The sequence below is a fragment of the Ramlibacter alkalitolerans genome (assembly GCF_016722765.1).
Taxonomy (GTDB): Bacteria; Pseudomonadota; Gammaproteobacteria; order Burkholderiales; family Burkholderiaceae_C; genus Ramlibacter; species Ramlibacter alkalitolerans.
Genome location: NZ_JAEQND010000001.1, coordinates 60,466 through 73,089, shown reverse-complemented (window position 1 = coordinate 73,089; position 12,624 = coordinate 60,466). Strand labels below are relative to the sequence as shown.

The 12,624-nt window shown below is 71.5% G+C and carries 7 protein-coding genes; 5 read left to right on the top strand and 2 right to left on the bottom strand.

Going from position 1 to position 12,624, the window contains the following annotated elements; translation table 11 throughout:
* Positions 1-31: 31 nt before the first annotated feature.
* Positions 32-1,444 (bottom strand): efflux transporter outer membrane subunit, encoded by a 1,413-nt coding sequence (locus JI746_RS00325; RefSeq protein WP_201686791.1) that lies wholly within the window; start codon positions 1,442-1,444, stop codon positions 32-34.
* 930 nt (positions 1,445-2,374) lie between these two features.
* A complete protein-coding gene (locus JI746_RS00320) occupies positions 2,375-4,153 on the bottom strand; it encodes a hypothetical protein (RefSeq protein WP_201686790.1) in 1,779 nt (592 codons plus the stop codon).
* A gap of 305 nt (positions 4,154-4,458) precedes the next feature.
* Here JI746_RS00320 and JI746_RS00315 point away from each other — a divergent pair, with 305 nt between their 5' ends.
* Genes JI746_RS00315 through JI746_RS00295 form a run of 5 tightly spaced genes read left to right on the top strand, consistent with a single transcriptional unit; the run spans position 4,459 to position 12,533 of the window.
* Positions 4,459-5,856, top strand: a complete 1,398-nt coding sequence (locus JI746_RS00315; protein ID WP_201686789.1) for a sensor histidine kinase — start codon at positions 4,459-4,461, stop codon at positions 5,854-5,856.
* Positions 5,849-6,493 carry a response regulator gene (locus JI746_RS00310; protein ID WP_201686788.1) on the top strand — a complete coding sequence of 215 codons (645 nt, stop codon included), beginning with the start codon at positions 5,849-5,851 and terminating at the stop codon, positions 6,491-6,493. The genes JI746_RS00315 and JI746_RS00310 overlap by 8 nt, the downstream gene beginning before the upstream one ends.
* Before the next feature lie 15 nt (positions 6,494-6,508).
* Positions 6,509-7,696 (top strand): HlyD family secretion protein, encoded by a 1,188-nt coding sequence (locus tag JI746_RS00305; protein ID WP_201686787.1) that lies wholly within the window; start codon positions 6,509-6,511, stop codon positions 7,694-7,696.
* Complete coding sequence (locus JI746_RS00300; RefSeq protein ID WP_201686786.1) at positions 7,693-10,395, top strand: ATP-binding cassette domain-containing protein; 2,703 nt, start codon at positions 7,693-7,695, stop codon at positions 10,393-10,395. The genes JI746_RS00305 and JI746_RS00300 overlap by 4 nt, the downstream gene beginning before the upstream one ends.
* On the top strand, positions 10,392-12,533 hold the full coding sequence (locus tag JI746_RS00295; protein ID WP_201686785.1) for an ATP-binding cassette domain-containing protein: 2,142 nt from the start codon (positions 10,392-10,394) through the stop codon (positions 12,531-12,533). Before JI746_RS00300 ends, JI746_RS00295 begins: the two co-directional genes overlap by 4 nt.
* The last annotated feature ends 91 nt before the right edge of the window (positions 12,534-12,624 follow it).

The window sequence follows — 12,624 nt, the reverse complement described above, 5'->3', positions numbered from 1 at the left end:
GTGCCACTTTGGTTCGTATGATGCCAAGTCGTCAGGAATTGCCGGCGACTTCCCAGCCGCCGCCGAGCGCGCGGATCAGGCGCACGGTCGCCTGGTACTGGGCCGAGCGGACCTGCAAGGCCTCGCGCTGGTTGCGCAACTCGGTGCGGCGGGCATCCAGCACGTCGAGCTGGCTGGCCAGCCCGCTGCGATAGCGCGACTCCGCCAGCACCGTCGCCCGGCGGCCGAGGTCGACCGCGGTGGAGGCGGTGCGCGACTGCACGGCCAGCAGCTGCACGGAGGCCAGCTGGTCTTCCACTTCCCGCAGCGCGGTCAGGATCTGCTCGCGGTAGCCGGCGGCGGCGGCCTCCAGGTCGGCATCGGCGAGCTGGATGCCGGCTTCGCGCCGGCCGCCATCGAACAGGACGCCACCGAGCATGGCCGCCAGGCTCCAGGCCTGGGTGGAAGCCTGCAGCAAGTGGCCGAGGTCGGGCGACGCGGAGCCGCCGGACCCCGTGAGCGTCAGGCTGGGGAACCACGCCGTGCGCGCCACGCCCAGGCGGGTCTGTGCCGCCTGCACCGCGCGCTGGGCGGCCAGGATGTCCGGCCGGCGCGTCAGCACGGCGGCCGGCACGCCGGGGGGGATGGAGGGCAGCGCCGCGCCCAGGTCCTGCGGCGGCAGCTCGAAACTCGGGGCGGGCAGGCCTGCCAGCAGCGCCAGCGCGTGTTCGAGCCCGGCGCGCCGGCGCTGCAGCGCCTGGGCGTCGGATTCGATCGCCGCCAGTTCGGCCTGCGCGCGCACGTATTCCAGTTCGGCCACGGAGCCGGTCCGCAGCCGCTGGCCGGTGATCGTCACCGTCTCGCGCCAGGCGTTGGCCGCGGCGTCCACCAGGGCCCGCTCGGCGTCGAGCGCGCGCAGTTCGAAATAGGTCTGGGCCACGTTGGCCTGCACCAGCAGGTGCGCGTCGCGCAGCAGGGCCTCCTGCGCCTTTGCATCGAGGCTTGCCGCGTCGACGCCCTGCTGCAGCCGGCCGAACAGGTCGGCTTCCCAGGAGAAATCGACCAGCGCGGTGACCAGCGTGCCCTGGCCGCCGGCGGCATTGATGATCGGGCCGCCCTGGCGATCGAAGCCGGTCCGCACGCCGAGCTGCGGGGCGCGCTCGGCCTGCGCGGTGCGCACCAAGGCGCGCGCGCGAGAGAGGCGCGCCGCCGCGGTCTGCAGGCTGGTATTGCCGCTCACGGCCTGGGCTTCGAGCCGGTCCAGAACGGGATCGCGGAAGACCTGCCACCACTGCGCGCCCGCGGCCGGCGCTGTCACCACGTCGGGACTGGCGTGGCGGAAGGCAGCGGGGACGTCGAGCGGGGCGGGCGCCTCGAGCGGCGCCGAGGCACAGGCGGCCAGGGCCATCACGAGCGGCACCGCGGCCAGGCGGAGGGCGGCGGGGGAGCGGCGGGCTAGGCGCATGGAGGAAGCGTCATCCAGATGAACCTGGGGGCGGATGCAGTGTGCCCTCCGCCCCCACGGAAAGCTGGCCGGGGTCAGGCCCCGACGCAGCGGCTGATGTAGCTGGCGATCTGCACCACGGTGTTGTTGATGCTGCTGCCTTTCTTGCCGGCGCGGAGGCTGGACTTGATCTTCATGGTGTAACTCCTGTCGAGGGTGGATTGGATTTGGATCTTCTCCCGCCGGCCAGGGGCGCCGCGCGGGCCCCAACTCAAACGCAAGTCCCGGGCCCGCCTCGTTGGGGCCGAATCTGACGGCCTTCCGCCAGGGCGGCGACAAGTTGCCGCGGGCGCTGGGTGTGGCCGCCCGGGACCCCCGGCTTGCGGGTGACAGGACCAGCCGCGAGGCATCGGCTCGTGGCTGGTGTCGTGGGCACCCTCGAGGGCATGCCCATGAAAAAGGGCGGACGGCCTTTCGGCCATCCGCCCTTGCAGGCAGGTTGCGCCTGCGTTCAGGCGCCGACGCAGCGGCTGATGTAGCTGGCGATCTGGATCACCGTGTTGTTGATGCTGCTGCTGCTTTTCTTGCCAGCGCGGAGGTTGGACTTGATCTTCATGGTTTGTCTCCAGTCGAGGGGATCACGTGCATCGAGGCACTTGGTATTCACCGGCGGCTGCCGGCGATTCTTGGGTCTTCTTCCATCAGCGGGACGCGCGCCACGGAGACGCGTTCCCGCTGGTGCGCTCAGGCGCCGACGCAGCGGCTGATGTAGCTGGCGATCTGGATCACCGTGTTGTTGATGCTGCTGCTGCTCTTCTTGCCGGCGCGGAGGTTGGACTTGATCTTCATGGTTGGCTCCAGGTGTCGAGGGGTAGGAAAAATGTGCTTCGAGGCACTTTGTGATTGCCGGATCGTGCCGGCAATTCTTTGTTGGCCCGGTCTTGCGGGGACTCAGGCCAGGATTTCGTTGCTCACCTCCAGGGTGTCGGATGTGATCGTCACGCGGAATCCGAGCAGGCGCTCGAGTTCGTCGAGCAGGTGCGGCAGGCGCCGTGCCTCCTCCGCCTGCAGCAGCACGTGGATGTCGACGTCGGTGGCGCTGAAGGGGCGCTTCGGCTGTTCGCGCCCGAGCAGCGCGTTGATGCGGTGCTGCGTCTCCGTGCACAGGGCGAGCGTCTGCTGCGTGCGCACGAAGAAGTGCATCAGCGTGTCGACCAGCCAGTCCACGCTGCTGGGATCGCCGCCCTCTTCGGTGCCGAAGCGCTGCTGCAGGATGCCGCGCAGGACTTCCGCCGGCGCGCGATGCTGCTCCGACAAGCGGCCCGAGACGCGCCCGGGCAGCGACTGGCGCACCGGGTCGCCGAGGCCCGCGGCGCACTTCTCGTAGATGTCGGCATACACCCGCTCGCGGTTGCCGCGCCACTCCTCGGTGGCGTGGAAGGTCTCGTTGCGCAGCGTCTCCGCCTTCTGGCGCAGGTAGACGTCCAGCTTCTCCAGGATCTCCGTGCGCGGTCCGATCCAGGCCTCCACCAGCTGCGCCATGCGGGCGTAGGTGCGCGTCATGATCGGCCACATCGAGAACACGGTGGCGAAGGCCTGCAGCCCCAGCAGGCCGTAGTCGAAGGCAGGCCGCATGTCGTCGAGCGCCTGCTGCACCGGCTCGGCGAAGGCCACGCCGGCGAACTGCTCCGCCTCGGCGCCTTCGACGAGGACCCGCAGGAACTGGTCGATCATCGCCGTCGGGCCGGCGCACACGCCTTGCGTGGAGTGGAGGGAGTAATTGCGCTCGGCGTACGCGTGGATCTCGGCGGCCGTGACCGGCGTGTCGGGCGACAGCGTGGCCTCCACCACCGGCAGGAACAGCATCTGGTGCGTGGTCATGCGCAGGCCGTCGGTCACGCGGAACAGGGCCGAGAGCACCGGGTGCAGGTCGCCGCTCGGGACGCGCCCCTCCTTCTTCACCAGCGGATAGGTGGCGACGGCCAGCACCAGCGTCGACAGCCGCTCGACGTCGCCGAGCGTCATGACGGCGCGCGCCGCCGGGAAGCGATCGAGGTAGGCCTGGCGGATGCGCAGCAGGCAGCCCATGGCCTGGTTCCAGTGGGCGCGCATCGCCTTGAGCGCGCTCACGTTCATCGGCTTGTCGTCCAGGTAGCGGCTGCCGGGATAGATGCAGGTGCGCCAGCGGGTCGGCACGTCCACCCGCAGCGGCCGCGGGAACACGTTGGCCTCGCCGACCTGCCGGCCTTCCTGGTCGAGCGCGATGTGCGCGACCCGGAACACCGGGACGACCAGCTCCAGGTAGCCTTCTTCCAGGGGCCGGCCGGCGATCTCGCGGGTGATTTCCTCGAATTCGTCCCAGGTGCGCAGCCGGTCGCTGGGCGCCGGCGGCAGGGGCGAGGGCTGGTCCTTGCCTTCGGGGCCGGAGGAGAAGCCGTCGGCGGCCTCGGCGCCGTGCACCAGCACGCCTTCGCCCACCAGCTGCTCGAGCAGCTCGCGCACCTGCGGCCAGTCGTAGCCGACGGTCCATTGCACGGCGCTGCCGGCGATGAAGCTCGCGTGCTTGGCGAGGGTTTCCCCGAAGCCGAACAGCTCCGGCTCGTCGAAGATGACCTCTTTCGCGCCGCAATACAGATGCAGTTCGCGGGCGCCGTCGTCTCCTGCCGCATACTGCACCACGACCCGCTTGTTGAGCGGGAGGAGCAGCTGGTCGTGAGGTTCAATCCGCACCTTTGGCTCCTCTGGACGCCCTTCTTCGGGCTCAGCGGTCTGCAAGGAAGGGTGCGCGAACGGGCACACGCCAGCGGCCGCGGGGTAGGAGCCCGGGAGCAGGCTCTCGGCGGTGGCTGCGTGTTGGAGGTTCGACATGAAGCGGATCGTAGGGACGCGACCCATGCCCAACTACGGGAGAGATGCGCGATTTGACGGCTCTCAAGGGTCGTCGGACCCGGCACCTTGGTGCCTTGCGAAATACGGTCGGGCTGCTACATTCAGCCGAAGACGATTGTGTCAAAGTGTTCGTGCGCCTTGCGGAAATGAAGACCTTCTTTTTTCGGTTGTCGCTGTCGCAGCAGTTCATGCTCCTCAGCTTTCCCATCCTGCTGGCCGGGACCCTGTTCATCGGCCGCTGGATCGGCCAGCAGGTGGAAGACAGCGTTGTCCACCGGGTCGGCGGCGTCACCGCCCTGTATGTGGACAGCTTCATCGCACCGCACGCCCAGGCCCTGGCGCGCTCCGACGACCTGCCTGACAGCGACCGCGAGGCCTTGACCGGGCTGCTGAAAGACACGCCGCTGGGCAAGCGCATCGCGGGCCTGAAGATCTGGCGCCCGGACGGCACCGTCGTCTACAGCAACGAGCCGGACCAGATCGGCAAGCGCTTCGAGCTCGAGGACGGGCTCGTCGCCGCCCTGCACGGCGAGATCTCGTCCGAGATCTCCGAGCGCAACGAGACCAGCACGCACGGGCAGCCGCTGCCGCGCGTGATCGAGACCTACACCCCGATCCGCGCCGACCGCCAGGGCAAGATCATTGCCGCCGCGGAGTTCTACCAGCACCCGGAGGAGGTCGATCGCGAAGCCGGCGCCGCCCAGCGCCAGAGCTGGATGACCTTCGCCGCGACCATGCTCACGATCTACCTGGCCCTGTTCGCCGTGGTGCGCCGCGGCAGCGAGACCATCGTGCGGCAGCAGCGCGACCTGAGCGAGAAGGTGGCGCAGCTCACGGCGCTGAACGCGCAGAACTCGCTGTTGCACCAGCGCGTCAAGCGCGCCGCGGAGCGCGCCACCGCCCTGAACGAGAACTTCCTGCAGCGCCTCTCGGCCGACCTGCACGACGGTCCCGGCCAGGACCTCGGCTTCGCGCTGATGCAGCTCAAGACGGTCGATGGCTCCTGCCCGAGCGCGGCGGACGGCAAGTGCGCGGCCGGCAACCTCGAGCCGGTGCGGGTCGCGGTGCAATCCGCGCTGACGGACCTGCGCGCCATCTCCGCCGACCTGCAGCTGCCCGACATCCGCCACCTGTCGCTGCCGGAGCTCGCCGCCCGCTCGGTGCGCGACTACGAAACGAAGACCGCGTCCAAGGTGCAGCTCGATTGCACCGTGCGGGACGTGCCCGCCTCCATGCGCGTGAAGATCACCCTGTGCCGCGTGCTGCAGGAGTCACTGGCGAACGTGTACCGCCACGCCCAGGGCAAGAACGCCCGCGTGCGGGTGACCGGCGACGACGAGACGCTGGTGATCGAGGTCAAGGACGAGGGCCCCGGCTTCCAGCCGGGCAACAGTCGCCGCCACGGCCGCCTGGGCCTGGCCGGCATGCGCGAGCGGGTGGAGGTGGCCGGAGGGACGTTCACCATCCAGTCCGCGGCGGGCCAGGGCACCACGGTGCGCGCCACGCTGCCGCTGCAGACCAACGAGGAGGAATTGCATGTCTGACCGTATCACCATCGTCGTCGTCGACGACCACCCGCTGTTCCGGCAGGGCGTCGTCTCCGCCCTGCAGCAGGAGCCGGATTTCCAGGTCGTCGGCGAGACCGACTCGGGCGAGCAGGCGCTGCAGCTGGCGCGCACGCTGATGCCCCAGGTGATGCTGCTGGACGTGAGCATGACCGGCTGGAACGGCATCACCACCGCGGAAAAGGTCAGCATCGCCTGTCCCGCCACGGCGATCGTGATGCTCACGGTGTCCGACGACAAGGACCGCCTGCTGGCCGCCTTCAAGGCCGGCGCGCGCGCGTATGTCCTCAAGGGCGTCTCTGCCCAGGAGCTGGCACGGGTCGTGCGTGCAGCTGCGGCAGGAGAAGTCTACGTGTCCCAATCACTCGCAGGCGAGATGCTGGTCTCGCTCACCCAGGGCAAGGCGCCCGACCCGCTGCAGGAACTGACGTCGCGCGAGCGCGAGATCCTGGCGCTGATCGGCAACGGCTTCACGAACCGGCAGATCGGCGAAAAGATCTTCCTGTCCGAGCAGACGATCAAGCACTACGTCACCAACATCCTGCAGAAGCTGCAGGTCCGCAGCCGGGTCGAAGCCGCCCTGCTGGCGAACCGCCACAGCAGCGGCACGCGCTGAGGCATCGGTAATGCCATGCCCACCCGCTTCGTCCGTACCACACGATCGCTGGCGCACGACCGCGGCCGGCGCGCCTTGCTGGGGTTCGGTGCGGCGGCGTTGCTGCTGGCCGCCTGGCTGACCTGGTTCCTGTTCGGGCAGGTCACCGTCTACGAGGTCTCGCGCCAGGCGCGGCTGGAGGTGCAGCAGTCGGCGCACCCGGTGGCGGCCCTGGTCCAGAGCCGCATCGCCAGCAACGCGCTGGTCCTGGGGCAGGAGGTCCGCGCCGGCGACCTGCTGATCGAACTCGACGCCCAGCCGGACAAGCTCAAGCTGAAGGAGGAGCAGTCGCGCCTGGAGACGCTGCTGCCCCGCATCCACTCCCTCCGCAAGGAAGTGGCGGCGCTCGCACAGGCCGCGGCCCGCGAACACGCGGCCGCGCAGGCAGCGGCGCAGGGCGCTTCCTCCCGCACCCGCGAAGCCGCCGCGGCGGTGGATTTCGCCCGCGAGAACGAGCGCCGGCTGCGCGAGGAAAGCGCCATCGGCGGCGTGGCGCAGATCGAGGCCGTGCGCGCCCAGTCGGAAACCCTCAAGCTGGACGCCGCCCGCGATGCCCTGGCCGCCGAACAGCGGCGCCTGAGCACCGAGGCCGAGGCCCGCGCCTTCCAGCAGGAGGCGCAGGTGGAGTCGCTGCGCCGCATGATCCTGTCGATGGAGGGCGACGCCCAGGCCGCCGAATCGACGATCGCCCGGCTGCGCGAGGAAATCGACCGGCACCAGGTCCGCGCCCCGGTCGGCGGCACGATCGCCGACGTCGCCGCGCTGCGCACCGGCGCCTATGTTGCCGCCGGCCAGAAGCTCGCCACCGTCGTTCCGCACGGCGGCCTGATCATCGTCGGCGAGTTCGCCCCCGCCGCGGTGCTGGGACGCATCCGTCCCGGGCAGGCCGCGCGCCTGCGCCTCGAAGGCTTTCCGTGGGCGCAGTACGGCATGATCGATGCGCGCGTAGTCCGCGTCGCCGGCGAGGTGCGCGACGGCCTGGTGCGGGTCGAATTCGAACCCGCCGCCCAGGACGCGCCCCGGCTGCCGCTGCAGCACGGCCTGCCCGGCTCGATCGAGGTCGGCATCGAGCAGGTCTCGCCCGCGCAACTGCTGATGCGCGCCGCCGGCCACTTCGACATGCCCGCGCCCGCCGCCGTGGTGCGCGAGATGGCGGCGCAATGAGCGCCGCCGCTGCCAGCATGGGGCGGCGCTGGATCGTCCCGGAGGTCGTGCAGATCTCCGCCATGGATTGCGGGCCGGCCTCGCTCAAGAGCGTGGTCGAAGGCTTTGGCATCCCGGTCAGCTACGGGCGCTTGCGCGAAGCCTGCCAGACGGACGTCGACGGCACCTCCATCGACACCCTCGAGACGCTCGCCAACCAGCTGGGCGTGAACGCCGAACAGGTGATGATCCCGCTGGACCACCTGTTCCTGGATTCGGCCTCGGCGCTGCCGGCCGTGGTGGTGGTCCACCACTCCGACGGCGCGACCCACTTCGTCGTGGTGTGGCGGCGCATCGGCGGCTGGGTGCAGGTGATGGATCCGGCGGTCGGCCGCCGCTGGCTGCGCTGCTCGCGCCTGGCCCAGGAGGTGTTCGAACACGAGACCGACGTGCCGGCGCCGGAGTGGCGCGAGTGGGCGGCGTCCGACGATTTCCTGCTGCCGCTGCGCGAGCGGCTCGCGCGGGTCGGGGCGTCGCCGCGCCAGGCCGATGCGCTGGTCGAGGAGGCGCTGGGCGACGCGCTCTGGTTCGGCCTGGCGGCGCTGGATGCCAGCGTGCGCTTCATCGCCTCCGTGATCGAGGCCGAGGGCCTGCGACGCGGCTCCGAGGCGATGAAGGTGGTCGAGTCCCTGTTCCGCGACACGCACGCCAGCACCGGCGACATCTTCCGCATCATTCCCCCGCGCTACTGGGCGGCGCGCGCGCATCACCTGGGCCAGGACGGCCGGCTGCTGCTCACGATCCGCGGCGCCGTGCTGGTGCGCCTGAGCGGCCGCACGCCGGGCGAGGCGGCCGAGAGCGCCGAGGCGCTGAAGTCCCCGGAACTGAAGGCGGCGCTCACCGAAAAGCCGGTGCACCCGATGCGCGTCGTGGGCTCGGTGCTCGCCAGCCAGGGCCGCCTGGGCCTGTTCGCGCTGGTGGCTGCGATGGCCGTCGCCGCCGGCGCCGTGCTGCTCGAGGCGCTGATGTTCCGCGGCCTGTTCGACGTGGCCGGCGCGCTGAACGTGGCGAGCCAGCGGCTGGCGGCCTTCGGCGCGGTGCTGGCCTTCGGTGCCGTGCTGCTGCTGATCGAGCTGGGCATCGCCGCCGAAACCATGCGGCTGGGCCGGCAGCTGGAGGCCCGCATGCGCGTCGCGCTGCTGGAAAAGCTGCCGCGCCTGAGCGACCGCTACTTCCACAGCCGTTCGGTGTCCGACATGGCGGAGCGCAGCCACAGCCTGCCGCTGCTGCGCCTGCTGCCCGGGTGGGCGCTGCATCTGCAGCAAAGCATCTGCGACCTGGCGTTCACGCTGCTCGGAGTGGCGCTGATCGACCCGGCCAGCGTGCCGCTGGCGCTCGGCATCACTGCTGCCGCACTCGTGATCCCGCTGCTGCTGCAGCCGGTGCTCAATGAAAGCGACCTGCGCGTGCGCAATCACGCCAGCGCGCTGCACATCTTCTACCTCGATGCGCTGCTCGGGCTGGTGCCGATCCGCTCGCATGCGGCCGAACCGGCCGTGCGGCGCCGCCACGAGGGCCTGCTGGTGGAATGGGTGCGGGCCGGGCGCGCGCAGATCGGCGCCTCGCTCGGCGCCGCGGGCGTGCAGTCGGTGGTCTGCGTCGGCCTGGGCGCCTGGCTGCTGATCGCGCACTTCGGCCGCTCGGCCACCGTGAGCGGCGCCGACCTGCTGCTGGTGTACTGGACGCTCAAGCTGCCCGCCATCGGCCACGCGCTCGCCGGCCTCGCGCAGCAATACCCGGCGATGCGCAACGTGCTGGTGCGGCTGCTGGAGCCGATCAACGCACCTTCGGAGTCCGGCGCCGAGGCGCCGCAGTCTGCCGCCACGCCGCAGCACGCTGCGCAGGCCGGCGTCGCCGTTGCCGTCGAAGGCGGCAGCGTGCTGGCGGCCGGCCACGGCATCCTGGAAGACCTCGACCTGGCGATCGCCCCCGGCGAGCACGTCGCGATCGTCGGCTCGTCCGGCGCCGGCAAGTCCAGCCTGCTGGGGCTGCTGCTCGGGTGGCACCGCCTGGCCACCGGGACCCTGCGGCTCGATGGCCAGCCGGCCGGCGCCGCGCAGATCGAGCACCTGCGCCAGGCCACCGCCTGGGTCGATCCGGCCATCCAGCTGTGGAACCGGCCCTTCCTCGACAACCTGCTGTATGCGTCCGAAGGCAAGGCGCTCGAACAGGTCGGCCCCGTGCTCGACGCCGCCCGCCTGCGCGGGGTGCTGCAGAAGCTGCCGCAGGGCCTGCAGACCTGCCTCGGTGAAGGCGGCGCGCTGCTGTCCGGCGGCGAGGGCCAGCGTGTGCGGCTCGCGCGCGCCTTCCTGCAGCAAGGCGTGCGGCTGGCGCTGCTCGACGAACCATTCCGCGGCCTCGCGCGCGGCCAGCGCAGCGAGCTGCTGGTCGAGGCGCGGGCCTGGTGGAAGGACGCGACGCTGCTGTGCGTGACGCACGATGTCGGCGAGACGCAGTCCTTCGATCGCGTGCTGGTCGTCGAAGGCGGCCGCATCGTCGAAGACGGCGCGCCGGCCGATCTCGCGCGGCGCGAATCGCGTTACCGCGAGATGCTGCTGGCCGAGGAGGACGTGCGTTCGCGCGTCTGGCAGGACATCGCGTGGCGGCGCATCCGGGTGGAAGACGGCGCGCTGCGCACCGGCGAAGGCAGCGCGGCATGAGCGGATCGAACGACGCTGCCGACCTGCGCGCGCTGCTCTGGCCCGTGCCGCGGCTGGGCGAGGCGCTGGAGGAACTGGCGCGGCGCGCCCGCCTGCGCGTGGCCGCCGCCGAGAGCCCGCAGGTCCCGGCGACCCTGGCCGCCGACGGCGAGCAGGAGCAGGGCCGCTGGCTCGAATGGGCGGCGCACCGCCTGGGCCTGGAGGCCGAGGGGCTCGATGCCGTGGCGCCGGAAATCGAAGGCGTCCTGGCCGGCGCCGCGCCGGCGCTGGTGCGCGTGGAGGACCCGGCGGGCGACGGCTACCTGCTGCTGCTGAAGTCCCGTGGCGACACGGCGCACCTGCTCGGTCCCGACCTGCGCGTGCACCGCCAGTCCATCGCCGGCCTGCGGCGCGCGCTGTGCGACCGGCTGGAGGCGCCGTACGCGGCGGAGATCGACAAGCTGCTGGCGGCGGCGGCCGTGCCGCCCGGGCGGCAGGCCAGCGTCCGCACGGCGATGCTGCGCGACCGGCTGGCCAGCCGGCAGGTCGCTTCGTGCTGGATGCTGCGCCTGTCGCCGGCGCGCGGCTTCTGGGACCAGCTCGCGCAGGAAGGCCTGCGCCAGCGCATCGTGCCGATCGTCGCCGTGTTCGGCATCCTGTACGGACTCGAGGTGCTGTCCTGGACGCTGATCGGGCAGGGCACCCTGCACGGGCGCGTGGACGGCGGCTGGCTTGCGGCCTGGACGCTGCTGGTGGTCTCGCTGGTGCCGCTGCAGTGGCTGGGCGGATGGCTCGACGCCCGCTTCGCGCTCGACGCCGGCCGCATCATGAAATCGCGGCTGCTCGCCGGTGCGCTGCGCAGCGACGTCGAGACGCTGCGGCGGCAGGGCGCCGGCGAACTGCTCGGTCGCGTGCTCGAATCGCAGGCGCTCGAGTCGCTGGCGCTCAACGGCGGCTTCGGCGTGCTGGTGGCGCTGGTCGAACTCGTGTTCGCGGCCACCATCCTCGCCGCCGGCGCCGGCGGCTGGCTGCACGTGGCGCTGCTGCTCGCGTGGGTCGCGATCACCCTGGGCCTGGGCTGGCGCTACCTGGTGGCGATGCGCGCATGGACGCTGGAGCGGCTGCGCATGACGCAGGCGCTGGTGGAGCGCATGGTCGGCCACCGCACGCGCCTGGCGCAGGAACAGCGCGCCCGCCGCGACCACGAGGAGGACCACGAGCTCGGGAACTACGTGCGCAGCTCGCAGGAGATGGACCGCGCGGTGCTGCCCATCGTCGGCGTGATGCCGCGCGGCTGGATCCTGGTGGCGCTGGCCGGCATCGCGCCCGCCTTCGTCGCCGGCACGGCCTCTTCGGTCGGCATCGCGGTGGCGCTGGGCGGCATGCTGCTGGCCGGCCGTGCCTTGACCGGGATCTCCGCCGGCGTGACGGCGCTGGGGCGGGCCGCCATCGCATGGAAGCAGGTGGCGGGGTTCTTCGCCGCCGGTGACGGCGCCGCGCGCGAGCCCTTCCTGCCGGCCTCCGTGCGCACCGACGAAGACGGCGCGCCGCGCTGCCTGGTCGACGCCCGCGAGCTGAGCTTCCAGTACCAGGAGGCCGCCAAGCCGGTGCTGCGCGACATCGACCTGTCGATCCGCCACGGCGAACGCATCCTGCTGGAGGGCTCTTCCGGCGGCGGCAAGTCCACGCTCGCGGCGCTGCTCACCGGGCTGCGCGTTCCGGCCTCCGGGTCGCTGCTGCTCGATGGCCTGGACCGCCAGACCCTGGGGCGCAACTGGCACCGGCTGGCGGCGGAAGCGCCGCAGTTCCACGAGAACCACATCCTGAGCGGCACGGTGGCCTTCAACCTGCTGATGGGACGCAACTGGCCGGCCAGCGAGGAGGACCTGGAGGAAGCGCGCGCGCTGTGCGAGGAGCTGGGGCTGGGCGACCTGCTGGAACGCATGCCCGCCGGCCTGGCGCAGACCGTCGGCGAGACCGGCTGGCAACTCTCGCACGGGGAGCGCAGCCGCATCTTCCTGGCCCGCGCGCTGCTGCAGAAGGCCGAACTCACCGTGCTGGACGAAAGCTTCGCCGCCCTCGATCCGGAAACGCTCGCGCGCTGCCTGCGCTGCGCGTTCGAGCGGGCGCCGACGCTGATGGTCATCGCCCACCCATGAAGCCGCTGCGCGGCGGCGACGCCGCAGCAGCTCGAAGGCTACAGGGAGGGGGCGGTGCTGCACTTGGGGCTCGGTGGTCCGCCTGGCGTGC